The sequence below is a fragment of the Pseudomonas sp. Emmai genome, from assembly GCF_055179735.1.
This window is the reverse complement of the sequence record NZ_CM143685.1, coordinates 5,205,776-5,230,499: the sequence shown is the minus strand read 5'-3', so window position 1 is coordinate 5,230,499 and position 24,724 is coordinate 5,205,776. Positions and strand designations below refer to the sequence as shown.

Below are 24,724 nucleotides of genomic sequence, written 5' to 3'. Positions count from 1 at the left end.
CTTTGACTCAATGGATTGAGGTAACAGCGCCATGGAAACAGCCCTGCACATCTGCAACGCAACGCCTGCCGACGCCGGAATCATCAGCCGCATCGTTGATCGCTCGATCCGTATCGGTTGCGCACTCGACCACCGCAACGACGCGAAAATCGTCGCCGCCTGGACCCACAACAAAACCGCCGAACATATCCACACCTGGCTCACCGACCAACGGTTTTACCTGAGCATTGCCCTGCTTCAGGACAAACCGATCGGCGTGGCCATGGCGGCGATCAGCGGCAAAATCGCCTTCTGCTACGTGCAGCCGGAATGGTTTCGTCGCGGCGCCGGGCAGGCCTTGATTCACGACCTGGAAGCCTGGTTGCTCAATCAGGGCGTGCACCAGGTACACCTCAACAGCACCCGCACCAGCGAAGCCTTTTATCGGCACCTGGGTTATCGCGCCAGCGCTGAAACCTTCAGCGTGGCGGGGCTTCACGCCATTCCGATGCACAAGGCGCTGACGCCACCTTCATAGAAAGCTGATCGCGGGTCTAAATCCCCACGCCCCTGATGCGTTTCCAGAACAGGAAAACCTGCAAGTGCGCCCCATGACCGGAACGCGCACCTGCCCGGTGTGCAGTTTTGGTCACTATCCACAGCGTATTGAGGGGTCGAGAGATGTCAGTCGCTACCAGCCTTATCGAAGATCAGCCGGTCCGGGTCGCCCCGACGCCTGCCGAGACGCTTTACCAGTTCAACGAATCGCCGTTGCTGGCCCGTCAGAGCCAGCAGGAATCCAACGCCCGCAGCTACCCGCGACGGATTCCCCTGGCCCTCAAGCGTGCCAAGGGCATTTACGTCGAAGACGTCGAAGGCCGCAGTTTTATCGATTGCCTGGCCGGTGCGGGCACGCTGGCGTTGGGGCACAACCACCCGGTGGTGATCGAAGCGATCCAGCGAGTGCTGACCGATGAATTGCCGCTGCACACCCTCGACCTGACCACGCCGGTCAAGGATCAATTCGTTCAGGATCTGTTTGGCTTGCTGCCGCCCGCGTTGGCCGCCCAAGCGAAGATCCAGTTCTGTGGCCCCACCGGCACCGATGCCGTGGAAGCCGCGCTGAAACTGGTGCGCACCGCCACCGGACGCAGCACCGTGTTGTCATTTCAGGGCGGTTACCACGGCATGAGCCAGGGTGCGCTGAGCCTGATGGGCAGCCTGGGGCCGAAAAAGCCCTTGGGCGCGTTGCTCAGCAGCGGCGTGCAATTCATGCCGTACCCTTACGACTACCGCTGCCCGTTCGGCCTCGGCGGCGCGCAGGGTGTACAGGTCAACCTCAACTACCTGGAAAACCTGCTCAACGACCCCGAGGCTGGCGTGCAATTGCCGGCGGCAGTGATCGTCGAAGTGGTGCAGGGCGAGGGCGGGGTGATTCCGGCGGATCTCGACTGGCTGCGCGGTTTGCGGCGCATCACCGAGCAGGCCGGCGTGGCGCTGATTGTCGATGAAATCCAGAGCGGTTTTGCCCGCACCGGCAAAATGTTTGCCTTTGAACACGCCGGGATCATTCCGGACGTGGTGGTGCTGTCCAAGGCCATCGGCGGCAGCCTGCCGTTGGCGGTGGTGGTCTATCGCGACTGGCTCGACACCTGGCTGCCGGGCGCCCACGCCGGGACCTTCCGCGGTAATCTGATGGCCATGGCCGCCGGCTCCGCGGTGATGCGTTACCTGAAAGACAACAATGTCTGCGCCCACGCCGCTGCCATGGGCGAACGCCTGAGCGAACACCTGCGCATCCTGCAACGGGACTTCCCGCAACTGGGGGATATTCGCGGTCGCGGCTTGATGCTCGGCGTCGAGTTGGTCAACCCGAGCGGCATCCCGGACGTGCAAGGCCATCCGCCGGCGTTCGGGCGTCTGGCACCGCTGGTGCAGCGCGAATGCCTCAAGCGCGGCTTGATCCTGGAGCTGGGCGGTCGCCACGGGGCGGTGGTGCGTTTCTTGCCGCCGCTGGTGATCACCGCTGCCGAAATCGACCGCGTCGCAGAGATTTTCGGCCGTGCGTTGGCGGCGGCCACCGCCACGCTCTAAATTTTCCGCGGCCCCGAACGTTCCTTCTACATACCGGCTGCACACGCCGTGCAGCCCACCCCTACAGCGATGGAGACACACCATGACGTCAGTATTCGACCGCGAGGACATCCTCTTTCAGGTCGTGGTCAACCACGAAGAGCAATACTCGATCTGGCCCGACTACAAAGCCGTGCCACAAGGCTGGCGTACCGTGGGCAAGAGCGGTTTGAAGAAAGAATGCCTGGCCTACATCGAAGAGACCTGGACCGACATGCGTCCGCTGAGCTTGCGCCAGAAGATGGATGAGCAGGCGGCTGTGGCTCACTAAAGTCACTGCGCATAAAAAACCGCTGGACCGGTAACGGTCAGCGGTTTTTTTGTGATCGTTCCCATGCTCGGCGTGGGAACGAGAAGCCCGCTGGACCGAGAAGGTCAGCGGGCATTTTCAGGTTCGGGATTTGTGTTGTCTTTGAGGCCGTCTTCGCGGGCAAGCCTCGCTCCTACAGAAGGACGCATGATCGTTCCCACGCTCTGCGTGGGAATGCAGCCCGGGACGCTCCGCGTCCCATTCAAAGCCGAACGCGGAGCGTCCGTTGAGGCATTCCCCCGCAGAGCGTGGGAACGAGAAGCCCGCTGGACCGGGAAGGTCAGCGGGCATTTTCAGGTTCGGGATTTATGTTGACTGTGAGGCTGCCTTCGCGGGCAAGCCTCGCTCCTACAGAAGGACGCATGATCGTTCCCATGGTCTGCGTGGGAATGCAGCCCGGAACGCTCCGCGTCCCTTCAAAGCCGAACGCGGAGCGTCCGTTGAGGCATTCCCCCGCAGAGCGTGGGAACGAGAAGCCCGCTGGACCGAGAAGGTCAGCGGGCTTTTTCAGGTTCGGGATTTGTGTTGTCTGTGAGGCCGTCTTCGCGGGCAAGCCTCGCTCCTACAGAAGGACGCATGATCGTTCCCACGCTCTGCGTGGGAATGCAGCCCGGGACGCTCCGCGTCCCATTCAAAGCCGAACGCGGAGCGTCCGTTGAGGCATTCCCCCGCAGAGCGTGGGAACGAGAAGCCCGCTGGACCGAGAAGGTCAGCGGGCTTTTTCAGGTTCGGGATTTGTGTTGTCTGTGAGGCCGCCTTCGCAGGCAAGCCTCGCTCCTGCAGAAGGACGCATGATCGTTCCCACGCTCTGCGTGGGAATGCAGCCCGGGATGCTCCGCGTCCCTTCAAAGCCGAACGCGGAGCGTCCGTTGAGGCATTCCCCCGCAGAGCGTGGGAACGAGAAGCCCGCTGGACCGAGAAGGTCAGCGGGCTTTTTCAGGTTCGGGATTTATGTTGACTGTGAGGCCGTCTTCGCGGGCAAGCCTCGCTCCTACAGAAGGACGCATGATCGTTCCCACGCTCTGCGTGGGAATGCAGCCCGGGACGCTCCGCGTCCCATTCAAAGCCGAACGCGGAGCGTCCGTTGAGGCATTCCCCCGCAGAGCGTGGGAACGAGAAGCCCGCTGGACCGAGAAGGTCAGCGGGCTTTTTCAGGTTCGGGATTTGTGTTGTCTGTGAGGCCGCCTTCGCAGGCAAGCCTCGCTCCTGCAGAAGGACGCATGATCGTTCCCACGCTCTGCGTGGGAATGCAGCCCGGGATGCTCCGCGTCCCTTCAAAGCCGAACGCGGAGCGTCCGTTGAGGCATTCCCCCGCAGAGCGTGGGAACGAGAAGCCCGCTGGACCGAGAAGGTCAGCGGGCTTTTTCAGGTTCGGGATTTATGTTGACTGTGAGGCCGTCTTCGCGGGCAAGCCTCGCTCCTACAGAAGGACGCATGATCGTTCCCATGCTCTGCGTGGGAATGCAGCCCGGGACGCTCCGCGTCCCTTCAAAGCCGAACGCGGAGCGTCCGTTTTTCAGGTTCGGGATTTGTGTTGTCTGTGAGGCCGCCTTCGCAGGTAAGCCTCGCTCCTGCAGGGTTATGCGCCGCTCAATCCTTTGATCAGCAAATCCACATTCCCTTCCAGTTCGGCCACCGGATCGACCCCATCGGTACTCAACACTACCAACCGACTCCCGGCCTCGCTGATCACCGCTTTCAACGCCTCTGACGGTTGGCGATGATGCAACACCACCGCCACATCATTGCCCTTGAGCGTTGCGCCCAGTTGCTTGAGCGCTTCGGGTGTCCATTCGGCATCCGGCCGGGCATCGAGGCCGACCAGTTCCAGATTGAGCCCGCTGATCAGGTAGCCGAAGTGATCGCTCAGGCTCAGCACCGTGAGGTTATCGGCACTGGCCAGGCGCGCTTCGCTGTCGGCGCTGAGCTTGAGCAAACGCTGCTTGAGCGTGGCGAGGTTGGCTTCGATTTTCGGTTTGGCCGTCGGCGCCAGGCGCACCAGATCCGCCGCCATCACGTCCGCCATGCGTCCCATGTTGTTGCTGGAAAACCATGGCTGACTGTTCAAGCCATCGACCTTGTTACCCGGTTGCACGGCGATGCCGGGCAGGGCACCGTCCACCGGCCGCGCGGCGTCGACTTCGACGATGCGGATATTGCTGCGCCGGGCGATGGGGTAGAGCGGGTCATCCGCCCACAGCGAGCGCAGGCCGATCACCGCATCCGCGTCGGTTGCCAGTTTGGCCAGCGCCGGGGCGCCGCGTCCGGTGAAGTAAGCGGTCTGGCGGCTGCCGGGCAGATTGTCGGGTGCGGCCCGTTCGAGGCTGACGTCGGTGCCTTTGAGCAAGACTTCGCCCAAGCCGTAAGTGATTGGCAAGGACGCCAGCACCCGCAACGGTTTGGCGCTGTCCGCCGAAAAAGCGGTGTGGACCACGCCGCACAGGGCCATGGCCAGGGTCAGTTGACGCAGATTAAAAGTCATTTATCCGAGATTCCCTTTCAGGCTTGGAACGACACCGCGCGCAATGGCGGACAGGGCGAAAGCGATACCGGCCACCAGAATGATTGCGGCGCCGGACGGGATGGGCAGGTCGAACACAATCGGCGCCAGAATCCCGCACAACGTGCTGACCGTGGCGATCGCCACCGAACACCAGAAGAAACCCTTCAACGACTGACTGAGCAACCGCGCCGCCGCTGCTGGGATCACCAACAACGCACCGACCAGAATCGCGCCGATTACCTTCACCGCCGCGACGGTGATCAACGTCACCAGAATCACGAACAGGTAATCCAGGGTCTTGACCGCCACCCCACGCACCGCCGCCAGTTGCGGGTTGAAACTGGCGAGCATGATGCGGTTGTACAGCGGCAGGGCCAGGGCCATCACCAGCGAACCGACAATCGCCAGCACCAGCAAATCATTGCCGTTGACCGTCAGCACTGAACCGAACAGTACGTTCTCCAGAATGTGCACGTTGATCTTGCCCGCCAGAATCAACAACAGGCTCGCGCCCAACGCCAGGGATACGGACAGGAACACCCCGATCAGCGTGTCCGGCGCCAGGCCGGTACGGTTGCGCAGGTAATTGAGCAGGATGCCGAACAACAGGCAATAACCGAACAGGCTGCCATACGGCCCGGTGTAGGGTTCGCCGAGCAGGATCCCGATGGCCACGCCGGTCAGCGCCGCGTGACCCACCGCCTCAGAGAAAAACGCGAAGCGCTTGACCACCACCAGCGTGCCCAGACCACCGAGCACCGGGCCGATCAACAGCCCGGCGAGCAGCGCGTTGACCACAAATCCATAGGCCAGCGCCTCCGGCAGATAACCCGCAGAGGCCCAGCCCTGGACCATCAAGCGAAAGGCTTCATAACTCATCAGGCCGCGCTCCGTGGATGGGTCGAAAACAGGGTCAGCAAACGCTCCGGGGTCAGTGCCTGTTTCGGCGTGGCGTCGAACAGCACCCGGCGATTGAGCCCGGTGACCCGATCCGCCAGACGCCCGACCGCTTCCAGATCGTGCTCGATCCACAGCACCGTGATGCCGCTCTGGCGCCAGTCGCCCAGCAGGCGTTCAAACACCTGAATCCCGGCTTCATCCAGCGCCGACATCGGTTCGTCGAGCACCAGCAATTGCGGCGCCGGGATCAGCCCCTGGGCCAGCAACACGCGCTGGCGCTCACCGCCGGACAACGCGCCCATGCGCCGCTTGCGTTTGTCCTGCATGCCGACCCGCTCCAGTGCTTCGCCAATCGCTGCCGCGTAATGCTTGCTCAAGCCGAGAAATGCCGGGCGCCGCTGACACATGGCGGCCATGAAATCGTCGACGGTCATCGGCAAGCCCCGGTCGAACTCCAGCGCTTGCGGCACGTAGCCGATGGTGCCGGGCGCGCCGGGCCACTGCAGGCTCAAGCGACCCTGATGGGGCATTTGCCCGAGCAAGGTCTTGATCAGCGAACTCTTGCCGCCGCCGTTGGGGCCGACCAGCGCATGCACGCTGCCGGGCTGGACCTGGAAGGTCACCTGGTCGAGGATTGTCGTGCGCCCGAGGGTCAGGCTGACGTCGGCGAAATCCAGGGTCGGGCCGGCGCTTTGTAGCGCCAGGTTTTCTTGAGCGGTCATGCGCCGGACTCCTGAATCGCCCGTACCACGGTGTTGAGGTTGCCGGTCATTTCCTTTTCGTATTTGTCGGCGGTGTATTCGCCGTAGGAAATGTGCGACAGCGGATACAGTTTCACCCCGGATTCACGCTGGATGGTCTCGACGTAGGTGGAGGGGAAATCCATCTCGGAGAAGATCACCTTCACGTCCAGTTCACGCAGTTGATCGATGGTCTTTTTCAACTGGCTCGGGCTCGGTTCGATGCCGTGGGCCGGCTCGACCACGGCGGTGACTTCCAGGCCAAACTCGCGCAGCAGGTAGTCGTAGGCCGCGTGGACCGTGGCCACTCGCAGTTCGGCGTTCGGCGCCTGGGTCAGTTTGGCCAGGGCGTCGGCGCGCATCTGCCGCAGGCGTTTGCCGTAGGCGCGGGCGTTCAGGGTGTAGGTCTTGGCGTTGTCCGGGTCGAGCTTGCCCAGTTCCCGGGCGATGTTGTTGACCTGGGCAATCGAGGCGCTGATCGACAGGAAGGTGTGCGGGTTGACTACCTTGCCGGCACCCCGGGCGGCGGTGCCGGTGGCGGCCAGCAGCGGCACGTTTTCGTTGGCTTCGATCACCGGGATGTTCGGGGTTTCGCTGGCGGCGATCATGCGGTCGGCGAAGTCGTCATGGCCCACGCCGTTGAGCACGATCACGTCGAGCCCGCTGATGCGCTTGATGTCTTCGGCCCGGGGTTCGTAGGCGTGGGGATTGAAACCGGCCGGAATCAGCGGCACCACTTCGGCCTTGTCGCCGACGATATTGGCCACGTAGCTGTAATAAGGGTGCAGGGTGATGCCGATGCGCAGGCGCTTGGCCTGATCGGCGCTGGCCAGTGGCGTCAACAGGCAAGCCAGGAGGCCGACCACGATCAGGCGCGAGAAAGAACGAAGCGATGAAATAGGCATGGGAAAGCGGTCTTCTCTCGGGTGATGGCGAGGGTTCAGTGCCGGTGCTGGCGGGTCACGCCGGCATCGAATTGCGCGACGATCTGCTGCCAGCCGGCGCTTTCCAGCGCGGCGTCAGTCAGGTCGGTCGGCGTCGTGAGGGCTTTGCCGCGATTGAGCCAGACGTCCGGCGCATCATCGTCAGCGGTCAGGCGCATCAGGAATGAACCGGCCACGGTCGGCGTCTGGCTCTGGCCGAAATACGCCTTGGCATCGAGCAACTGCCAGGCATGTCCGCCGCGACTGACTGAACTGGCGTCCTGGGCAAACGGCGCAAAACCTTCATCGGCCAGGGCTTCGGGAGTCGGCAGCGTGGTTTGCTCCTGGCGCAGCAGGTGAATCTCGTCCAGGGTCACTCGCAGGTCGGCGTAGATGCCTTGTTCGGAGGCGCTCAGGTCGCGGCGCGCATCCAGTTGATGGCTGCTGACGCTGCTCGTTTCCTGGGACTCGTGGCGCCAGGCAACCACCGAGCCGGCAACCCCAAGGATCATCAGGCACAACAGCAACACATAGAGGGTTTCATGACCGGCACCGGCCGGGCGCACGAGTTGGGTGGTGGGCGTACTCATGTTCACGGTGCCTCAATGTCGGCTTGGTCGATCTCGACCACGTGGCCGGGGCCGGCGTCGAACAGCACGTAGAACTCGGCGGCGGGTTTCTTGAAGACCACGGTCGAATCGGCACCGAGCTTGCCCGGCACGAGAATGGTTTCGTCGTAGCCGATCACATCCAGCGTCACCCCCGGCGCACCACTGCCGTCGGAGAAACCGCCGGTGCACTTGATCTGCTCGGCGTCGATGGCTTTGCACTCGCACATCGGGTTGTGGGCCAGGGCATGGGCGCTGAAACCGGCACCGAGTACCAGCAGTGCGACGCGTAGAGGTCGAAAAAGGTTGATCATGGTTTGCCTCCTTGTTGGTTCAGCCAGGCGATGGTGGCCGGGGATGCCTGGCTCAGGGGGATCGAGGCCTGGTGCATGCTGCCGTCCCAGCCTTCCATGGTGATCCACAGCTCGGCGTCGGCTTTGGTTTTTTCCGGCACCGGCATCGAGGCGCCCATGCGGTATGGCGTGCCGAAGAAAATCACCCCGGCGGCGCGCAGGCTGCGGGGTTTGCCGATGCGCAGGTAGGTGGCCTTGACCGGCTCGATACAGGCATCGCACAGCGCGGCATTGAAGCCTTTCATGTAGCCGGCCGGGCCATCGCGGCGCGGCGCTTCATTGCGCAACTCGGCCAGGCGCAGGCTCCAGGGGCCGACCTGGATTTCGCCGATTTCCCGTTCGCCGAGGCCGCTGTCACCGCGAAACAACGCGGCGTCACTGAAGTACTTGGGCATGAAACCCAGCGGGATCAGCAGCAACAGGATGTTCAAGTGGAAACGCCATTTGTGCCACAGCACGCTCAGGCGCGAGGGTGTTGGGGCGACAGTGATTTTGCTCACAGGCTGGCCTCCGACGTTTCGCGGTTGACTGGCGCCGTGGCGCTGCGCTGTTTCTTGTGGCTGCGCTTGAGCGCATTGGCGGTAGCGAGGGCGGTGCGCTTGGTCCAGATCAGCAGGCCGCTGAGCACCATCATGCTCAGCACCAGACCGAAGAAAAACCAGATCAGCTTGATCCACAGGCCGCCGAAATCCCCGGTGTGCAGCGGGCGCATGGATTCGGTGACGAACTCCAGCGTGCTGCGGTCCGAGATCAACCGCGAGGCGGCGATTTCACCGTTGTACGGGTTGATGGTCGCGGTCTGGAACATCAGCGGATACCAACCACGTCCCCCCACATCCAGGTGGCTATAGGCGTTGCCCGGCAGGCTGACAAAACTGGCCTCCAGCCCCGGTATTTTCTGCATGGCGATTTCAATCGCGCGATCAATGTCGATCTGCGCGGGTGGCGTACCGTCCGGCGAGAGCGGCACGGCTTCACGGGCCATGGCGGGAATGATTTGTGCGCTGGAAATGGACACCTGGTTGTCAAACAGAATGGCCTCAATCAGGAACCAGGTGCCGCTGATGGAAATGACGGCGATGAACCAGATCGACCAGATCCCGCTGAGGCGGTGAAAGTCGCCCCAGAAAATCCGCGCGCCGTGACGAATGCGTAACGTCGGGCGAAGGAAACCCTTCCAGAACTTCTTGTAGACCACCAGCCCCGTAATCAGTGAAACCAGCAGCGGCAAGCCGAGGAACGACACCAGGTACCAGCCCCAACTGTAGCCATTGGTGAACGGCACCAGCCACCAGCCATGCAAGGCGCGGGTGAAGGCCTTGAAGTTGAACTCCGGCGCGACACCCTGGATCACGCCGCTGTACGGGTTGACGTACACCGTCACCGAGCGCCCGTCGGGGTAACTGACGTCAACGTCGAGGGCAAAATGCGATTCATCGGGACGGCTGATGGCCTGGACCAGGGTTTGCGGCTCGGCTTTTTTCATGGCCGCCAGAATCTGGTCGTAGCTGAGCAGCGGCGCATCGTCCGACGGTGGGCTGGCGCGCATTTGCGGGTTGGCCAGCCAGACGATCTCCTGGCTGACGACGGCCAGGGTGCCGGTCACGCAGACGATCAGCACGAAAAACCAGATCGGCAGCGCCAGCCAGCTATGCACCAGAAACCAGAGTTTGGAACGGGATTTCTTCGACATGATTAAAGGTCTTGTTTCGATGAGAGGGCCTCTGCCACGGGCTTCGTCGCACGGTGACCCCTGAAAGGCCAGGCCGTGGCTTTTGCCTACGCGGCCTGACTGCATCTACATAAGACGGATGAGCAACGAAAATCCCGAAGGGTGATATGAAAGTAAATGTTTCGTATTGCAGTTTGGGAGTGGGGTAGACCGTGGGAAAAGATCGCAGCCCTCCTTCATCCAACACGATCCATGTTCCAAGCCATCACTCTGCGGCCATTGATGCCCAACCCCCGCTCCTTAAGATGGAACCCAGACGTCCCCCGAGCGAGCACCTCCATGACCCGAGCCAGAACCCTCTACGACAAACACATCGACGCCCACACGGTGTGCCGCCTCGATGACCAGGGCCATGTCCTGTTGTACATCGATCGCCAGGTCATCAACGAATACACCAGCCCCCAAGCCTTCAGCGGTTTGCGCGAAGCCAAGCGCGCTGTGTGGCGCCCGGACACCGCGCTGGCCGTGGTCGATCACGTCAACCCCACGGCCCCGGTACGCATTGCCGCCATGCCGGATGCCGGCGGGGCGCGGCAGGTGTCGTACCTGGCGGAAAACTGCCGGGACTTCGGCATCGAGTTGCTGGACATCCTCGACAAACGCCAGGGCATCGAACACGTGATCGCCCCGGAGCAGGGCTTCATCCTGCCGGGCATGGTCATCGCCGCCGGCGACAGCCACACCACCACCTATGGCGCTCTCGGGGCCTTCGGTTTCGGCATCGGCACCTCGGAGATCGAACACCTGCTGGCGTCCCAGACCCTGGTCTACAAACGCCTGAAAAGCATGCGCGTGAGCGTCGAAGGCGAATTGGGTACCGGGCTGACCTCAAAGGACGTGATCATGGCGCTCATCGGCCAGATCGGCGCATCGGGTGCCACCGGCTACGCCATCGAATTTCGCGGCTCGACCATCGATGCCTTGAGCGTCGAAGCGCGGATGACCATCTGCAACATGGCGGTAGAGGCGGGTGCCCGAGGCGCATTCATGGCCCCGGACGAAAAAGTCTTCGCCTACCTCAAGGACAAACCTCGCGCCCCGAAAGGCGAGTTGTGGGACCGCGCCGTCGAGCAATGGCGAAGCCTGCACAGCGATGCAGATGCGCAGTTCGACCGTGAAGTTTCAGTCGATGCCAGTTCTCTGGAACCCATGGTCACCTGGGGCACCAGCCCGGACCAGGCCTCACCCATCGGCGCACGGGTTCCGGACCCGCAAGCCGTCAGCGACCTGATCCTGCGCCAGGACATGCGCCGCGCCCTTACCTACATGGGCCTGGAAGCCGGCATGCCCCTGAGCGAGATCGTCATCAGCCATGCGTTTATCGGTTCCTGCACCAACGCGCGCATCGAAGACCTGCGCGATGCCGCCAGCGTGGTGCGCGGCAAACACGTGGCCAAGCATGTGCGGGCGATGATCGTGCCCGGTTCCACCGAAGTGCGCGATCAGGCCGAGGCCGAAGGGCTGGCGGCGATCTTTATCGAGGCCGGGTTCGAATGGCGCCAGTCCGGTTGCTCGATGTGCCTGGCAATGAACGACGACGTGCTGGCCCCCGGCGACCGCTGCGCCTCCAGCACCAACCGCAATTTCGAAGGCCGCCAGGGCGCCGGAGCCCGCACCCACCTGATGAGCCCGGCGATGGTCGCCGCCGCCGCGATCACCGGGCGCCTGACCGACATCCGTCATTTTGGAGATCGCCCATGAGCCAGCAACCCTTCACCCACGTCAGCGGCAAAGCCGCGCCGATGCTCGCAGCCAACATCGACACCGACGTGATCATGCCCAAGCAATTCCTCAAGGGCATCGACCGCGCGGGGCTGGATCGTGGGTTGTTTTTCGACCTGCGGTTTTTGCCGGACGGATCGCTCAATCCTGAGTTCGTGCTGAATCAACCGGCGTGGCAGGGCGCGAGTTTTATGGTGGTCGGGCCGAATTTCGGCTGCGGATCGAGCCGGGAACACGCGGTCTGGGGGTTGAAACAGATGGGCATTCGCGCGCTGATCGGCTCGAGCTTTGCCGGGATCTTTTATGACAACTGCCAGCGCAACGGGGTGTTGCTGATTACCTTGGACGAGGCGGTGGTGCAGCGGCTGGGGCGGGTTGTCAGCCAGCCGGACAGTGCGCAAATCAGCGTCGATCTGGAGGCGCAGCAGATTCGCTTGAGCGATGGCCAGGTCATCCCGTTCGAAATCGATACCTTGCGCAAGACCGCGTTGTTGCTGGGGCTTGATGCCATTGGCAGCACCCTTCAGCGCAGCGAACAGATCAAAGCCTTTGAGCGTGAGCATCTGGCTGCGAATCCCTGGTTGGGCTGACATCGCTTTCGCGGGCAAGCCTCGCTCCTACACGGTCTACGTTGAACCGTTGGAGCGAGGCTTGCCCGCGAAGAGGCCCGCCCATTCACCGCACTTCAAACCGACAGCTCTTTGAAATGCGCCTGCAAAAACTCCACACACGCGCGTAACTTCCCGGAATACGCCAACCGCGTCGGGTACACCGCCCACACATTCGCACTCTGGGTGTAATCCGCCAGCACCTGCACCAGCCGGCCTTGCTCCAGCAACGGCTTCACATCCCACAATGAGCGCAACAACACCCCGCGCCCATCCAGTGCCCACTGCAAGACAATCTCGCCGTTGTTGGACGACAACGGCCCGCTGACCCGCACGCTTTCCTGGACCCCGTCGCGTTCCAGGTTCCAGATGCCGAACGCGTTGTCGCGCTCCTTGATCACCAGGCAATGATGCTGCTCCAGATCCGCCAGGGTCTGCGGTGTGCCGTGGCGTTGCAGGTAACCGGGGGCCGCGCACAACACGCGCCGGTTGCTCACCAGCCGCCGACCGATGTGCTGGCCGGGAATGTCATCGCCGACGCGGATCTCCAGGTCGAAACCTTCGCTGACGATGTCCACGACCCGGTCGAACAGGTCCAGGCGAATCTCCAGTTCCGGATAACGCTCGGCCAACAGCGACACGGCCGGCGCCACATGGTTACGGCCGAAACCGAAACTGCTGCACACATGCAGGCGCCCACGAGGGCTGTCGTGGGCGTCGGAGAGTTCGTCTTGCAGTTGCTGGAAGTCATCGAGAATGCGCAAGGCCCAGCGCTGCACCCGCTCGCCGTCCTCGGTCAGCGCAATGCGTCGGCTGGTGCGATGCAGCAGGCGGGTACCGAGGGTGGTTTCGAGAATCTGGATGCGCTTGCTGACATAAGCAGGGGACAGCCCCAGCTCATCGGCGGCTGCGGCGAAACCGTTTTTGCGGATGACGGTGAGCAGGACTCGCAGGTCTTCGGGTAGGGGCACGGTGTCTTTCTTGAGGGTCATGGCAGAACGAGCACTGGCGGCATGAGCCGCCAGCATAGCATCGCCGTTTGCAGGATTTATTCAGCGGTAACGTTGGCGGCCGCCCGGGCATGTCGCCCACGCTTGAGGGCAATAGGCGCCATTTTGCTGCGGTCCAGTTCACCTTCCCACGCGGCGACCACCAAGGCTGCCACGGCGTTGCCGATGATGTTGGTCAGGGATCGGCATTCCGCCATGAAGCGGTCAACGCCGAGGATCAGCACCATCGCCGCCACCGGTACCGTTGGCACCACCGCCAGGCTCGCCGCCAATGCAACAAAACCGGCACCCACCACCGCACCCGCACCTTTGGACGTGAGCATCGCCACCGCCAGCAAGGTCAGTTGCTGCTCCAGCGTCAGGTCGATATTGGTCGCTTGAGCGAGGAACAACACCGCGAGGGTCATATAGATGTTGGTGCCGTCGAGGTTGAAGGTGTAGCCGGTCGGCACCACGATCCCCACCACGCCTTTCGACGCACCGAGGCTTTCCAGTTTCTGGATCAACTGCGGCAGCGCCGATTCCGAAGAACTGGTGCCGAGCACAATCAACAACTCAGCCTTGATGTATGCCAGCAACTTGAAAATGCTGAACCCGGCATACCGGGCAATGCTGCCCAGCACACAGACGACGAAGATAAACGCGGTGAGATAGAAGGTGCCGATCAGCTTCAGCAGCGGCAGCAGCGAGCCGAGACCGTACTTGCCGATGGTGAACGCAATCGCGCCAAACGCCCCGATCGGTGCCACGCGGCTGATGATGCCGACGATGCGGAAAAACACCTCGCTGGCCTGATTGATGATGCCCACCAGCGGCCGAGCCTTTTCCCCGACCATCACCAGGGCAATGCCGAACAGCACTGAAACGAACAGCACCGGCAGGATTTCCCCTTGGGAGAACGCCTCGAAAAACGTGGTGGGAATCACATGCAGCAGAAACCCGGTCACGCCTTCGCCGTGTTGCGCCTGGCCAACAAAACCGGCGATGGCCGAGGTGTCGAGGGTCTTTACGTCGATGTTGAAACCCGCGCCCGGATGCAACGCATGGGCGGCGAGCAAGCCGATCAACAACGCGATGCTGGACACCACTTCGAAATACAACAGCCCCTTGCCGCCGACCCGACCCACCTGTTTCACGTCGTGCATGCTGGTGATCCCGGAGACCACGGTGCAGAAGATGATCGGGCCGATGATCATTTTGATCAGTTTGATAAAACCGTCGCCCAACGGCTTGAGGTCGATGCCGATCTGCGGCCAGTAATGACCGATCACAATGCCCATCGCGATGGCGATAAGCACCTGCACATAGAGGGTTCCCAGCAGTTTTCTGATTGTCATTTTTATTATCTCGAGACGGTTTTTGGGCATGACGATCCCGCGCAGGCCCGTTAAGGCCCGCGATGGGAGGTGGATTCAGGTCAGGCTGTTTCGGGTGTCAGCGCAGGAAAGGCAGGACCTCGGCGAGCAACAGTTCGGGGGCTTCTTCGGCGATGTAATGGCCGGCGGGCAGCGCTTTACCGCGTACGTCGGTGGCGACGAGTTGCCATTCCTTCAGCGGCTCGAAGCAACGGCCGACAGTGCCTTCGGCGCCCCACAGCACCAGCAAGGGCAGGTTCAAATGACGGCCGGCGTCGAGATCGGCGCGGTCATGCTCAAGGTCGATGCCGGCGCTGGCGCGGTAGTCCTCGCAGATCCCCCGGGCGGTGCCGGGCAACTTCAGGCAGCGCAGGTATTCGCCGAACGCCTCGGCGGTGAACGGCTTGAGCCCGGCGCTGCGGCTGCCCATCACGCTGCGCAGGTAGGATTCGGGATCAGCTTCGATCAGGGTTTCCGGCAACGGCGCCGGGCGGATCAGGAAGAACCAGTGCCAATAAGCACGGGCGAACGCTTCGTTGGTTTGGGCGTACATCGACAGGGTCGGCGCGATATCCAGCAGCACCATGCGTTGCACGACGGCGGGGTGATCCAGCGCCAGGCGATGGGCAACCCGGGCGCCACGGTCGTGGGCCAGCACCGAGAACTGCTCGAAGCCCAGGGACTTCATCAGTTCGACGCCGTCCTTGGCCATTTCCCGTTTGGAATAGTTAGTGTGGTGGTCGTTGGCCGGCGGTTTGCCGCTGTCGCCGTAGCCCCGCAGGTCGACGGCGACCACGGTGAAATGCTCGGCCAGTTGCTCGGCGATCTTGTGCCAGATGACGTGGGTTTGCGGGTGCCCGTGCAGCAACAGCAAGCCTGGGCCGGTGCCGCCGATGCGGTAGGCGATGTCCACGCCGTTGACGTGGCGCTGGTCTTTCAGGAATCCGGCGAACATGGGGAATGACTCCTTGTTGTAGTTGCCTGCATCCTGAAATTGTTCGGCGGCTACGGCAAGGCGCAAAGCGTGGGGTGGTTGTTCATGAAGTGTGTAGAACCACCTGTGGCGAGGGGGCTTGCCCCCGTTGGGTTGCGAAGCGGCCCTGAAATCTGCGAATGCATTGATCGTTCCCACGCTCTGCGTGGGAATGCAGCCCGGAACGCTCCGCGTCCCTCCAAAGCCGAACGCGGAGCGTCCGTGGAGGCATTCCCACGCAGAGCGTGGGAACGATCATGGTGCTCAACCCTGCTGAAACATCTCCTTGGCCCGTTGCTCAATCTGCTCCTGGGTCAGATCCTCCTTGCGCGTCGCCAGGAACCACAAGTGCCCATAGGGATCCTTCAAAGTCCCCGAGCGGTCGCCATAAAACTGATCCTTGACCTCGGACACCACCGTGCCCCCGGCGGCAATCGCCTGTTTGTAGGACTTGTCGACATCGGTCACATACAAGTGCAGGCCCACGGACGGTGATCTGTCCGGGTTGCTCAGCGGTCCTTGATCGCACGGCGTGCCGAGCATGATCGGGCAGTCGCCGATGCGAAGTTCGGCGTGGCCGATACCGCCGTCGGGCATGCTCAGGCGCATCACTTCAATGGCGTTGAAGGCTTTTTTGTAGAACTCGATGGCCTCGGCGGCTTTCTGGATGCCGAGATAGGGGGTGATGCTGTGATAACCCTCTGGAATGGGTTGGACGCTCATAACGGTTCTCCCTTGTTGTTGTGAGTTGAAGGTGTTCCTTCGCCGGTTTCCGGTCGGATAACTATAGGTCAGGGCTACCGCCGATACCGAGTGCCCGACGAGCAGCAGCGCCACTGTTCAGCCATCAACAGCGAAGCAGCAGATTGCCAGGGTTTGCCACCTTTAACGCCGTTTAACCTCCCGGAACGGCAGTTCATTCTGACCCGCTATAAAGGGCAGATTGCGCCGGGGTTCTAAACGATCGTTCCCATGCTCTGCGTGGGAATGCCTCAAGGGACGCTCCGCGTTCCAATGGGACGCGGAGCGTCCCGGCTGCATTCCCACGCGGAGCGTGGGAACGATCACTCCAGCAGCTGCGCCCCAGGTCCTTGCTCCCCGAGCACATCGCCAAAGTTGCGCAACGGACATGCCTCCATCGACAGACACCCACAGCCAATGCAGCCATTGAGCCGGTCCCGCAACAAGGTCAGTTGATGAATCCGCTGATCCAGATCCCGGCTCCACCGCGCCGACAACACCTGCCAATCCGCCGCCGTCGGCGCGCGGTTGTCCGGCAGCGACTTCAAGGCTTCGGCAATCTCCGCCAACGGAATCCCTAGCCGTTGCGCGACCTTGATCAACGCCACTCGGCGCAACACTTCCCGCGGATAGCGGCGCTGGTTGCCCTGGTTGCGATGGCTTTTGATCAAGCCCTTGGTTTCATAGAAGTGCAGGGCGGTCACGGCCACGCCGCTGCGGGTGGCGACTTGGCCGACGGTCAGTTCCTTGTGCAGGTTTTCCGGGGTAACCATTTAAAAAAGCCTCTTGACCTCTAGTTAACTAGAGGTTTTACCCTGCAGGCCTTCGGATCGCAAGATCCGGTTAAAAGGTGAGTGGGGACTATTCATGCCAACGTCAGCGAAAAACCGCAGTTTCACCCAGCTGATCGAATTCGAGATCGAGCCGCATCAACAACCCGCGCTGGTCTCGGCGCTGTCCGCTCAGACCGAGCGCCTGGCCCAGGATTTCAGCGGCTTCTTGAGCGCGAGCATCCAGGCCAGCGACGACGGCCGGCGGGTGCTCAATTACTTGCAATGGCAATCCCGGGAGGCCGGGGAAGCCGCGTTCCAGCGCTTTGAAAGCGGCGAGCAGGATTTCTGGCACCTGATCCGCGCCCATCAGGCGAAAACCGTCACTTTCGGTTCCTTCCAGGTGCTGCATAGCCTGGAGCGCAGTCACGACGATGCGCTGCACTGCAACCTAGTGAGTTAGATCGACAACTGCATCAAGCGCTCGCCCTGCACGTTCTCCGTGGGGCGGCGCTTGTTCACCGCCAGTTCGCCGATCTTGATCAAGCGCGTGCGGGTCACGTTGCGACTCAATCCCAACAATGCGGCGGTGTGCACCTGGTTGTAATGGCTGAAGCGATACGCCGCGCGCAGCAGGGCGTCTTCGACTTTTTCGTGCAACGCTCCGGCCTGTTCCTCGAAAAGCTTTTGAAACGCCCGGTCGAGCAAGGCTTCCGGTGAATCGTCGACCGTGCCGTGGTGATCGTCCTGACGCTCGATGCGCATGTTCGACAGGCGCAAGTCATCCCGTTCGATAACGCCGTTACGGCAGATCAGCAGGGTGTGGTGAATGACGTTTTCCAGTTCGCGGATATTGCCCGGCCAACTGTAGCTGCGCAGTTTCAGCTCGGCCTCTTTGCTGATGGTGATGGTGCCGTAGCCGAGGCGCTGGCTGTAGGCTTCGACGAAATGCCGGGTCAGGGGCAGGATGTCGCCGGGGCGGTCGCGCAAGGGGCTCAACTCCAGGCTGACCACGTCGAGGCGGTAATACAGGTCTTCGCGGAAATGCCCGGCGTTGATGGCTTTCTCCAGTTGCACATTGGTCGCCGCCAGAACCCGCACGTTGATGGGAATGCTCTTGCGCGAGCCCAGGCGTACCACTTCCCGCTCCTGCAATACCCGCAGCAACTTGACCTGGATCGCCATCGGCAAATCGCCGATTTCATCGAGGAACAAGGTGCCGCCGTCGGCCTCTTCAAACCATCCAGCCTTGGCACTCAGGGCGCCGGTGAAGGCGCCTTTCTCATGACCGAACAACTCGGCTTCCACCAGAGATTCGGAGAACGCACCGCAGTTCACCGCCACGAATGGCCGGTTGCGCCGGGCGCTGAGGTTGTGGATGTGCCGCGCCACCAACTCCTTGCCGGTGCCGGTTTCACCGATGATCAGCACGCTGGCTTCACTCGGTGCGACCTGTTGCAAATGCGCGAGCAAGGCCTGGGATTTCGGGTCTTCGAACACCTGCGCGGTGGCGCGGATCGACGTGGCGAGGGCGGGCGAGGGCGGTAGGGTCAGCAGTTGCATGGCAGGCTCCATGAAGAGAAGGTCAGGAATAGAAAGTCGGAATCGGCAGGGACTGGTTCAGCGCCCAATCACCCAGTTCATGGAGTTTGTAATCCACCGGGTCGTGCAGGGTTTGCGTGCGCAGGTTGCGCCAGTGGCGATCCAGGCGCAGCGAGGCGTGAGTCGAGCGCGCGCCGGTCACTTCGAACAGACGGCTGCACAGTTCCAGGCCATTGCGGGTGGCGGCGACCTTGGCCGTGGCGATGGCGGTTGCCAGATGCCCGCGCTCTTCGGCGCTGAGATTGGGGCCTTTGGCCCAGGCCTTGTCGAGCAGGTCGGCGGCGCGTTCCACCAACAGGCGGACGCCTTCAAGGGCGACCCAGAATTCGCCGTAATGGGCGAGCACATACGGGTCTTCGCGCACATCCTGGGCGCTGGATTTATGCCAGGGCCGGGTTTCGGTCAGGGTGTATTGCCGCGCTTCTTCGAAGGCACCTTCGGCGATGCCGAGGAACATATGGGTGAAAGTCAGCTGGGCGATTAATGGCCGCAGGCAGGCGAACGGCGTGCTCAATGGGCCGGGATCGAGGAGCAATTCCGACTCTTCGACCCGCACCCGTTCGAAAGTCGCGCTGCCGCTGTCGGTCTGGCGCTGGCCCATGTTGTTCCAGTCGTTGTGCAGGGTGATGCCGCTGCGACCGCTGGGGATTGCGGCGATCAACAGCTTGCCGCCGGCACTTTCATCCACCGCCGAGGCGATCAGCATTTGTGAATCGCTGGCGCCGGAGCAGAAGCTTTTCTTGCCGGAAAACTCGCGCCAGCCGCCGAGGTTTTTCACCACGGTGCGGGTGTCCAGCGGGTTGAGGGCGTTGCCCCAGAACCAGTTCTTGCGCGCCGTTTGCTCGAACCACGGCTGCCACTGTTCGGGCTTGGCGAACAGGCGCACGGTGGCGAGCATCAGGTGATGGAAACCGAAGACATGCGCGATGGAGCTGTCGACCTTGGCGAACTCGCGCACGATGGTCAGGGTTTCACTCCAGCTGGCGCCGAGGCCGCCGTACTGGGTGGGGATGCTCAGCGCGAGCAGACCGCTGCGGCGCAGGGCATCACGCTCCGCTTTGGGCGTGCCGCCACGTTCGTCGCGCTCAACGGCGGTCAGGGCAAACTCAGCCGCCAGTTGGCGAGTGGTGTGCAAGGGCGAGAGCAGGGCGCTTTGTGGTTTGGCCGTCACGCGGGGGATTCCTTATTTCTGGTGACCGATCGTTCCTACGCTCTGCGTGGGAATGCCTCTGGGGACGCTCCGCGTCCAGTGACGCGGAGCGTCACGGGCTGCATTCCTACGCAGAGCGTGGGAACGATCAGGCGTGGCGGTCAAGCCGTGGCTTTGGTCGGCAGCACATCATTGGCAATCATTTCGCCAAACGGCCCGGTGAGGTTGGTCACGCCACGTCCGGCCAGGCTCGCGTACGGTTCCGGCAACAGCGGGAACACCAGCTCGGCAAAGCGATACGCCTCTTCAAGGTGTGGATAGCCGGAGAAGATAAAACTCTCGATCCCCAGGTCCGCGTACTCCTTGATCCGCGCCGCCACTTGCTGCGGATCGCCCACCAACGCGGTCCCGGCGCCGCCACGCACCAGGCCAACACCGGCCCACAGGTTGGGCGCGATTTCCAGGTTGTCGCGACGCCCGTCGTGCAACGCCGCCATGCGTCGCTGACCTTCGGAATCAAAGCGCGAGAACGATTTCTGCGCGGCGGCGATGGTCTCGTCGCTGATGTGCTCGATCAGTTTGTCCGCGGCTTTCCATGCCTCTTCGGCGGTCTCGCGCACGATCACATGCAGGCGAATCCCGAACTTCACCGTGCGCCCATTGCGTGCGGCACGTTCACGCACATCGGCGAGTTTTTCCGCCACGGCGGCCGGTGGCTCGCCCCAGGTCAGGTAAACGTCGACCTGCTCGGCGGCGAGTTCGTGGGCCGCTTCCGAGGAACCGCCGAAGTACAACGGCGGATAGGGTTTCTGCACCGGCGGATACAACGCCTTGGCGTTCTGCACTTGCAGGTGTTTGCCTTCGAAATCCACCGACTCGCCTTGCAGCACGCGACGCCAGATCTGCAGGAACTCATCGGTGACTTCGTAGCGTTCGCTGTGATCGAGGAAGATCCCATCGCCCCGGTTTTCATCCGGATCGCCGCCGGTCACCACGTTGATCAGCAAACGGCCGTTGGACAGTCGATCCAGGGTGGCAGCCATGCGCGCCGATACCGTCGGCGAGATGATTCCCGGACGAATCGCCACCAGGTATTTCAGGCGTTCGGTCAACGGCACCAGCGCCGAGGCAATCACCCACGAGTCTTCGCAGGAGCGGCCGGTGGGAATCAGTACACCGTGGTAGCCGAGGCTGTCGGCGGCCTGGGCCACTTGTTTCAAATAGTTGAGCGTCACCGGGCGGGCGCCCTGGGTGGTGCCCAGGTAATGGCCGTCGCCGTGGGTCGGCAGAAACCAGAAAACATCCATGAAGAGATCCTTAAGCGATTTTCAGCAGATTTTTGGGGTGCACGCCAAACAGCGGCGCGGCGCGTTCTGCAGCAAGACGAATGCGGGCCTTCAAGGGCTCACTGGTTATTTGGTAATTCGAGAAATCGGCTTCGGTGGCGTAGACGCCAATCGGCAAGGTCAGGGCCTGGAAGAAACTGAACAGCGGGCGCAGTTGATGATCGAGCACCAGCGCGTGACGTTCGCTGCCACCGGTAGCCGCCAACAGCACCGGGGTGTTGATCAGCGCATTCAGGTCGATGAGGTCGAACAGGTGCTTGAGCAGGCCGGGGTAGGAACCGCGGTAAACCGGCGCGGCGACGATCAGCAGGTCGGCGCTTTCGATGGCTTGCAGCTCGGCTTCGACCTCGGCGCTCAGTTCCTGACGGGCCAGCGCCGCACCCAGTGGTCGGGCGATGTCGCCCAGTTCGATCAGCTTGCTCTCGATCGGCAACTGTTCACCGAGTTCGGCCAACAGCGCTTGGGTCAGCACCAGGGTGCGGGACGGACGCCAGGTACCGCCGGAGAGGGCAACGACTTTCAATGGACGCGACATGATCAGTTCCTTTTTAAACAGTTGCTCAGGGAGCAGTGAAGAGTCACTGGGCTTGAGCAAGACCTGTACCAATCCTTCGGAGCCCCGTTTTCCGGGGCTTTGAGCGCGGTGATCGACGCGAACTGTGCGATTGGCAGGGCTGTTTGTTGAATGACTGTTGCCAGGCAAACAGTTGCGTGGGCAACAGTGGGTGCAGCGATGTCGTTGTTATAAAGGCTCTCTGTTATTCCGTAAAAGATCATTAAAAGATATTTATAGATCTTTATTGAATATGTGAGATGCGGGCGTTTGATCCTGATACCCACTATCGAGAGCGTTGATTTCTGCCAGACCCAGGCCGGGCGTAGCCTTCACCCATCGCCAAACACAACTTTGTCAGGACGCTCCCCATGAACCGCCTACTCACTGTTTCCTTGCTCCTCGCCGTTTCTGTTCTCGCCGGATGTGCCAGCCATGTTTCACCGGAATTGCGGCCCTATACCGCTGAAGAAACCAGGGAATTGGCGCTGGAAACCTTGAACCGCCAGGGGTTGTCCTTCGACGAATACCACGCGAAAAAAGCCGCGCTGCTCGGCCAGCCACAGAAGTCATTCGGTTTCGATAGCCAGGGCGAGATGAACGCCGAACGTGCCATACACCTGCACGGTCGTCCAAGCTAAGCCGCGACTGTACCGCTCGAACTTTTACGCAACTGTCCGTGGGTTTCCCGGTAGGTGTGGGATAGGGTCAATACCTGACTGACCCTGACGGACTGCCACCGATGACGCTCTCGTTCGATCTGCTGCTGGGCTTCGCCCTGTTTGCCCTCGTGACCTCCATCACCCCAGGCCCAAACAACACCATGTTGTTGGCATCGGGCGTGAACTTCGGCTTTAACCGCACCATCCCCCATATGCTTGGCATCACCTGCGGCTTCTTTGTCCTGGTGGTCGCGGTGGGTTTTGGCCTGGGCGCGGTGTTTAAGACCTATCCGTTGCTCTACACCGTGCTGCGTTACGTCGGCGCGGCATATTTGCTGTACCTGGCCTGGAAAATCGCCCACTCCGGGCCGGTTTCCGACAGCGATAAGGGTGAGAGCAAACCGATCAGTTACCTCAGCGCCGCGGCGTTTCAGTGGGTCAATCCCAAGGCCTGGATCATGGCCATTGGCGCCATCAGCACCTACACGCCGATGCAGGGTTATTTCACCAATGTGATCGTGATTGCCGCGGTTTTTGCCTTGATCAACCTGCCGAGCGTCGGCGTCTGGGCCGGTTGCGGCACGTTGTTGCGCAATGTATTGAAGGATCGTCGCTGGTTGCGCGTCTTCAACTGGGGCATGGCCTTGCTGCTGGTGGCTTCGCTGTATCCGTTGTTGATCGAAAGCTTTAGCTGACGCATTGCTTCAACCGGTTGCCCGATGCCTGTTAAGCTCGACTTCAGGAGCGTTCCTACGCACTTTGAAATGAAGTCGTATTTCTTTAACAGCATCCGATCAGGTATTGCTGGTGTCCTTACCCCGCATACCTGATCCCGGAACACGCTCTGCGAGCCTTTTTATGAATAAACGTCCGTTGTATTTCGACTACGCCGCCACCACGCCGGTGGATGAACGGGTCATCAAGGTCATGGTCGAGTGTCTGGGTTTCAACGGAAATTTCGGCAACCCGGCGTCCAGCTCCCATGCGTTTGGCCAACAGGCCCGGCAATCGGTCGAGCAAGCGCGCCAGCAAGTCGCCGAACTGGTCGGTGCCCAGGCCGATCAGATCGTCTGGACTTCCGGCGCCACCGAATCGAATAACCTGGCGTTGAAGGGCGTCGCCCAGGCCCGGGGTGTGTCCGGCGGCCACATCATCACCAGCCAGATTGAACACAAGGCGATTCTGGACACAGCGAAACAATTGCAGGACGCCGGTGTGGCGGTGACCTATCTGGTGCCGGACGCCGATGGCCTGATTACTCCGCAAGCGGTCAGCGAAGCCATGCGCGACGACACCTTCCTGGTGTCGCTGATGCTGGTCAATAACGAATTGGGAACGGTCAACGACATCCCGGCCATCGGTCAGGTGGTGCGTAATCGCGACGCGTTGTTTCACGTCGACGCCGCCCAGGGTGCGGGTAAAGTCGTGATCGATCTGGCCGAGTGGCCGGTGGACCTGATGTCGTTTTCCGCGCACAAAATCTACGGCCCCAAAGGCATCGGCGCGCTGTATGTCGGCCCGCGGGCGCAACAGCGCTTGCAGGCGCAGATCCACGGCGGCGGTCACGAGGGCGGGTTGCGTTCCGGCACCCTGGCCACGCATCAGATCGTGGCCATGGGCGAAGCGTTTGCGTTGGCGGCGAGCTTGTTCGATGACGAGAAAGCCACCATCGTTCATCTGCGCGAGCGCTTGCTCGAACACCTATTGAGTATTCCCGGCGTGCGCCTTAACGGCAGCGCGGCCCAGCGTATTCCTCACACCTTGAGCCTGACCTTCGGCGAAGGCGAGTTCAATGCCGCGACGCTGGGCCAGTCGATCGCGTTTTCCGCGACCTCGGCCTGCAACTCCGCGAGCAATACGCCTTCCCATGTGCTGCTAGCCTTGGGGCACGACGCCCGTTCGGCCGGTCGCACCATCCGCTTAAGCCTGGGGCGGTTCACCACCGAGCAGGATATCGACCAAGCGGTTCAACTGGTTAAAGCGGCCTGTGCCAGCGCGCCGGCGTTCTGGCAGTAAGCCGTTAAAGCGCCGACTCAGATCGGCACTCAACA

At 61.9% G+C, this 24,724-nt stretch carries 26 protein-coding genes; 9 read left to right on the top strand and 17 right to left on the bottom strand.

What is annotated here, in order from left to right:
• Window positions 1-31: 31 nt before the first annotated feature.
• From ACY4LX_RS24015 to ACY4LX_RS24005, 3 genes are all read left to right on the top strand, one after another.
• The gene (locus ACY4LX_RS24015) at window positions 32-517 is read left to right on the top strand and encodes a GNAT family N-acetyltransferase (protein ID WP_463258051.1); all 486 of its coding nucleotides are present in this window, start codon (window positions 32-34) and stop codon (window positions 515-517) included.
• A gap of 143 nt (window positions 518-660) precedes the next feature.
• A complete protein-coding gene (locus ACY4LX_RS24010) occupies window positions 661-2,073 on the top strand; it encodes a diaminobutyrate--2-oxoglutarate transaminase (protein ID WP_463258050.1) in 1,413 nt (470 codons plus the stop codon).
• 82 nt (window positions 2,074-2,155) lie between these two features.
• Window positions 2,156-2,383, top strand: coding sequence for an MbtH family protein (locus tag ACY4LX_RS24005; RefSeq protein ID WP_057713869.1), 228 nt, complete (start codon window positions 2,156-2,158; stop codon window positions 2,381-2,383).
• Between the two features lie 1,618 nt (window positions 2,384-4,001).
• Here ACY4LX_RS24005 and ACY4LX_RS24000 read toward each other — a convergent pair.
• The 8 genes from ACY4LX_RS24000 to ACY4LX_RS23965 are packed head-to-tail and all read right to left on the bottom strand — an operon-like array spanning window position 4,002 to window position 10,142.
• Window positions 4,002-4,904 carry a metal ABC transporter substrate-binding protein gene (locus ACY4LX_RS24000; RefSeq protein ID WP_463258049.1) on the bottom strand — a complete coding sequence of 301 codons (903 nt, stop codon included), beginning with the start codon at window positions 4,902-4,904 and terminating at the stop codon, window positions 4,002-4,004.
• Window positions 4,905-5,804: a metal ABC transporter permease gene (locus tag ACY4LX_RS23995; protein WP_133838194.1), complete on the bottom strand. Its 900-nt coding sequence runs from the start codon at window positions 5,802-5,804 to the stop codon at window positions 4,905-4,907.
• Window positions 5,804-6,547 (bottom strand): metal ABC transporter ATP-binding protein, encoded by a 744-nt coding sequence (locus ACY4LX_RS23990; protein ID WP_463258048.1) that lies wholly within the window; start codon window positions 6,545-6,547, stop codon window positions 5,804-5,806. Before ACY4LX_RS23990 ends, ACY4LX_RS23995 begins: the two co-directional genes overlap by 1 nt.
• Window positions 6,544-7,470 (bottom strand): metal ABC transporter substrate-binding protein, encoded by a 927-nt coding sequence (locus ACY4LX_RS23985; protein ID WP_463258047.1) that lies wholly within the window; start codon window positions 7,468-7,470, stop codon window positions 6,544-6,546. The genes ACY4LX_RS23990 and ACY4LX_RS23985 overlap by 4 nt, the downstream gene beginning before the upstream one ends.
• Window positions 7,471-7,505: 35 nt before the next feature.
• Window positions 7,506-8,078, bottom strand: a complete 573-nt coding sequence (locus ACY4LX_RS23980) for a DUF6162 family protein (protein WP_463258046.1) — start codon at window positions 8,076-8,078, stop codon at window positions 7,506-7,508.
• 2 nt (window positions 8,079-8,080) lie between these two features.
• Window positions 8,081-8,410: a hypothetical protein gene (locus ACY4LX_RS23975; protein ID WP_149661788.1), complete on the bottom strand. Its 330-nt coding sequence runs from the start codon at window positions 8,408-8,410 to the stop codon at window positions 8,081-8,083.
• Window positions 8,407-8,949, bottom strand: a complete 543-nt coding sequence (locus tag ACY4LX_RS23970) for a thiamine pyrophosphate-binding protein (RefSeq protein ID WP_463258045.1) — start codon at window positions 8,947-8,949, stop codon at window positions 8,407-8,409. Before ACY4LX_RS23970 ends, ACY4LX_RS23975 begins: the two co-directional genes overlap by 4 nt.
• On the bottom strand, window positions 8,946-10,142 hold the full coding sequence (locus ACY4LX_RS23965; RefSeq protein ID WP_463258044.1) for a PepSY-associated TM helix domain-containing protein: 1,197 nt from the start codon (window positions 10,140-10,142) through the stop codon (window positions 8,946-8,948). Before ACY4LX_RS23965 ends, ACY4LX_RS23970 begins: the two co-directional genes overlap by 4 nt.
• A 318-nt stretch (window positions 10,143-10,460) precedes the next feature.
• Here ACY4LX_RS23965 and leuC point away from each other — a divergent pair, with 318 nt between their 5' ends.
• Together leuC and leuD are read left to right on the top strand one after the other, a co-directional pair.
• Complete coding sequence (leuC, locus tag ACY4LX_RS23960) at window positions 10,461-11,882, top strand: 3-isopropylmalate dehydratase large subunit (RefSeq protein ID WP_463258043.1); 1,422 nt, start codon at window positions 10,461-10,463, stop codon at window positions 11,880-11,882.
• A complete protein-coding gene (gene leuD / locus ACY4LX_RS23955; protein WP_463258042.1) occupies window positions 11,879-12,493 on the top strand; it encodes a 3-isopropylmalate dehydratase small subunit in 615 nt (204 codons plus the stop codon). Before leuC ends, leuD begins: the two co-directional genes overlap by 4 nt.
• 95 nt (window positions 12,494-12,588) lie before the next feature.
• Here the strand turns inward: leuD and ACY4LX_RS23950 are convergent, their stop codons facing one another.
• The 5 genes from ACY4LX_RS23950 to soxR all read right to left on the bottom strand — a co-directional run bounded on the left by ACY4LX_RS23950 (window position 12,589) and on the right by soxR (window position 17,363).
• Window positions 12,589-13,539 carry a LysR substrate-binding domain-containing protein gene (locus tag ACY4LX_RS23950; protein WP_149661783.1) on the bottom strand — a complete coding sequence of 317 codons (951 nt, stop codon included), beginning with the start codon at window positions 13,537-13,539 and terminating at the stop codon, window positions 12,589-12,591.
• Window positions 13,540-13,559: 20 nt separating this feature from the next.
• A complete protein-coding gene (gene dctA / locus ACY4LX_RS23945; RefSeq protein WP_463258041.1) occupies window positions 13,560-14,858 on the bottom strand; it encodes a C4-dicarboxylate transporter DctA in 1,299 nt (432 codons plus the stop codon).
• Window positions 14,859-14,955: 97 nt separating this feature from the next.
• Window positions 14,956-15,831 carry an alpha/beta fold hydrolase gene (locus tag ACY4LX_RS23940; RefSeq protein ID WP_463258040.1) on the bottom strand — a complete coding sequence of 292 codons (876 nt, stop codon included), beginning with the start codon at window positions 15,829-15,831 and terminating at the stop codon, window positions 14,956-14,958.
• A gap of 282 nt (window positions 15,832-16,113) precedes the next feature.
• A complete protein-coding gene (locus tag ACY4LX_RS23935) occupies window positions 16,114-16,572 on the bottom strand; it encodes a VOC family protein (protein WP_149661779.1) in 459 nt (152 codons plus the stop codon).
• Window positions 16,573-16,913: 341 nt separating this feature from the next.
• On the bottom strand, window positions 16,914-17,363 hold the full coding sequence (soxR, locus tag ACY4LX_RS23930) for a redox-sensitive transcriptional activator SoxR (RefSeq protein ID WP_463258039.1): 450 nt from the start codon (window positions 17,361-17,363) through the stop codon (window positions 16,914-16,916).
• A 94-nt stretch (window positions 17,364-17,457) separates the two neighbouring features.
• Between soxR and ACY4LX_RS23925 the strand changes: the two genes are divergently transcribed.
• Window positions 17,458-17,823 carry an antibiotic biosynthesis monooxygenase gene (locus ACY4LX_RS23925; RefSeq protein ID WP_133840633.1) on the top strand — a complete coding sequence of 122 codons (366 nt, stop codon included), beginning with the start codon at window positions 17,458-17,460 and terminating at the stop codon, window positions 17,821-17,823.
• Here ACY4LX_RS23925 and ACY4LX_RS23920 read toward each other — a convergent pair.
• From ACY4LX_RS23920 to msuE, 4 genes are all read right to left on the bottom strand, one after another.
• Window positions 17,820-18,923 carry a sigma-54 interaction domain-containing protein gene (locus tag ACY4LX_RS23920; RefSeq protein ID WP_054052190.1) on the bottom strand — a complete coding sequence of 368 codons (1,104 nt, stop codon included), beginning with the start codon at window positions 18,921-18,923 and terminating at the stop codon, window positions 17,820-17,822. The two genes, ACY4LX_RS23925 and ACY4LX_RS23920, sit on opposite strands and share 4 nt — an antisense overlap.
• A 22-nt stretch (window positions 18,924-18,945) precedes the next feature.
• Window positions 18,946-20,133, bottom strand: a complete 1,188-nt coding sequence (locus tag ACY4LX_RS23915; protein WP_463258038.1) for an acyl-CoA dehydrogenase family protein — start codon at window positions 20,131-20,133, stop codon at window positions 18,946-18,948.
• A gap of 140 nt (window positions 20,134-20,273) precedes the next feature.
• Window positions 20,274-21,419 (bottom strand): FMNH2-dependent alkanesulfonate monooxygenase, encoded by a 1,146-nt coding sequence (ssuD, locus tag ACY4LX_RS23910; RefSeq protein WP_123409526.1) that lies wholly within the window; start codon window positions 21,417-21,419, stop codon window positions 20,274-20,276.
• 10 nt (window positions 21,420-21,429) lie between these two features.
• Window positions 21,430-21,993: an FMN reductase gene (gene msuE, locus ACY4LX_RS23905; RefSeq protein ID WP_169373807.1), complete on the bottom strand. Its 564-nt coding sequence runs from the start codon at window positions 21,991-21,993 to the stop codon at window positions 21,430-21,432.
• Between the two features lie 389 nt (window positions 21,994-22,382).
• Between msuE and ACY4LX_RS23900 the strand changes: the two genes are divergently transcribed.
• The 3 genes from ACY4LX_RS23900 to ACY4LX_RS23890 all read left to right on the top strand — a co-directional run bounded on the left by ACY4LX_RS23900 (window position 22,383) and on the right by ACY4LX_RS23890 (window position 24,689).
• Entirely contained in the window at window positions 22,383-22,652 is a 270-nt protein-coding gene (locus ACY4LX_RS23900; protein WP_463258037.1) for a hypothetical protein, read from the top strand.
• A 101-nt stretch (window positions 22,653-22,753) separates the two neighbouring features.
• Window positions 22,754-23,368 (top strand): LysE family translocator, encoded by a 615-nt coding sequence (locus ACY4LX_RS23895; RefSeq protein WP_149661774.1) that lies wholly within the window; start codon window positions 22,754-22,756, stop codon window positions 23,366-23,368.
• A gap of 163 nt (window positions 23,369-23,531) precedes the next feature.
• Entirely contained in the window at window positions 23,532-24,689 is a 1,158-nt protein-coding gene (locus ACY4LX_RS23890; RefSeq protein ID WP_463258036.1) for an aminotransferase class V-fold PLP-dependent enzyme, read from the top strand.
• Window positions 24,690-24,724: the final 35 nt, after the last annotated feature.

What these genes read in the sequence shown, in the direction of transcription:
- ACY4LX_RS24015 (WP_463258051.1), top strand. Translation starts at nt 32, where the DNA reads ATGGAAACAGCCCTGCACATCTGCAACGCAACGCCTGCCGACGCCGGA.
- ACY4LX_RS24010 (WP_463258050.1), top strand. Translation starts at nt 661, where the DNA reads ATGTCAGTCGCTACCAGCCTTATCGAAGATCAGCCGGTCCGGGTCGCC.
- ACY4LX_RS24005 (WP_057713869.1), top strand. Translation starts at nt 2,156, where the DNA reads ATGACGTCAGTATTCGACCGCGAGGACATCCTCTTTCAGGTCGTGGTC.
- ACY4LX_RS24000 (WP_463258049.1), bottom strand. Translation starts at nt 4,904, where the DNA reads ATGACTTTTAATCTGCGTCAACTGACCCTGGCCATGGCCCTGTGCGGC.
- ACY4LX_RS23995 (WP_133838194.1), bottom strand. Translation starts at nt 5,804, where the DNA reads ATGAGTTATGAAGCCTTTCGCTTGATGGTCCAGGGCTGGGCCTCTGCG.
- ACY4LX_RS23990 (WP_463258048.1), bottom strand. Translation starts at nt 6,547, where the DNA reads ATGACCGCTCAAGAAAACCTGGCGCTACAAAGCGCCGGCCCGACCCTG.
- ACY4LX_RS23985 (WP_463258047.1), bottom strand. Translation starts at nt 7,470, where the DNA reads ATGCCTATTTCATCGCTTCGTTCTTTCTCGCGCCTGATCGTGGTCGGC.
- ACY4LX_RS23980 (WP_463258046.1), bottom strand. Translation starts at nt 8,078, where the DNA reads ATGAGTACGCCCACCACCCAACTCGTGCGCCCGGCCGGTGCCGGTCAT.
- ACY4LX_RS23975 (WP_149661788.1), bottom strand. Translation starts at nt 8,410, where the DNA reads ATGATCAACCTTTTTCGACCTCTACGCGTCGCACTGCTGGTACTCGGT.
- ACY4LX_RS23965 (WP_463258044.1), bottom strand. Translation starts at nt 10,142, where the DNA reads ATGTCGAAGAAATCCCGTTCCAAACTCTGGTTTCTGGTGCATAGCTGG.
- leuC (WP_463258043.1), top strand. Translation starts at nt 10,461, where the DNA reads ATGACCCGAGCCAGAACCCTCTACGACAAACACATCGACGCCCACACG.
- leuD (WP_463258042.1), top strand. Translation starts at nt 11,879, where the DNA reads ATGAGCCAGCAACCCTTCACCCACGTCAGCGGCAAAGCCGCGCCGATG.
- ACY4LX_RS23950 (WP_149661783.1), bottom strand. Translation starts at nt 13,539, where the DNA reads ATGCTGGCGGCTCATGCCGCCAGTGCTCGTTCTGCCATGACCCTCAAG.
- dctA (WP_463258041.1), bottom strand. Translation starts at nt 14,858, where the DNA reads ATGACAATCAGAAAACTGCTGGGAACCCTCTATGTGCAGGTGCTTATC.
- ACY4LX_RS23940 (WP_463258040.1), bottom strand. Translation starts at nt 15,831, where the DNA reads ATGTTCGCCGGATTCCTGAAAGACCAGCGCCACGTCAACGGCGTGGAC.
- ACY4LX_RS23935 (WP_149661779.1), bottom strand. Translation starts at nt 16,572, where the DNA reads ATGAGCGTCCAACCCATTCCAGAGGGTTATCACAGCATCACCCCCTAT.
- soxR (WP_463258039.1), bottom strand. Translation starts at nt 17,363, where the DNA reads ATGGTTACCCCGGAAAACCTGCACAAGGAACTGACCGTCGGCCAAGTC.
- ACY4LX_RS23925 (WP_133840633.1), top strand. Translation starts at nt 17,458, where the DNA reads ATGCCAACGTCAGCGAAAAACCGCAGTTTCACCCAGCTGATCGAATTC.
- ACY4LX_RS23920 (WP_054052190.1), bottom strand. Translation starts at nt 18,923, where the DNA reads ATGCAACTGCTGACCCTACCGCCCTCGCCCGCCCTCGCCACGTCGATC.
- ssuD (WP_123409526.1), bottom strand. Translation starts at nt 21,419, where the DNA reads ATGGATGTTTTCTGGTTTCTGCCGACCCACGGCGACGGCCATTACCTG.
- msuE (WP_169373807.1), bottom strand. Translation starts at nt 21,993, where the DNA reads ATGTCGCGTCCATTGAAAGTCGTTGCCCTCTCCGGCGGTACCTGGCGT.
- ACY4LX_RS23900 (WP_463258037.1), top strand. Translation starts at nt 22,383, where the DNA reads ATGAACCGCCTACTCACTGTTTCCTTGCTCCTCGCCGTTTCTGTTCTC.
- ACY4LX_RS23895 (WP_149661774.1), top strand. Translation starts at nt 22,754, where the DNA reads ATGACGCTCTCGTTCGATCTGCTGCTGGGCTTCGCCCTGTTTGCCCTC.
- ACY4LX_RS23890 (WP_463258036.1), top strand. Translation starts at nt 23,532, where the DNA reads ATGAATAAACGTCCGTTGTATTTCGACTACGCCGCCACCACGCCGGTG.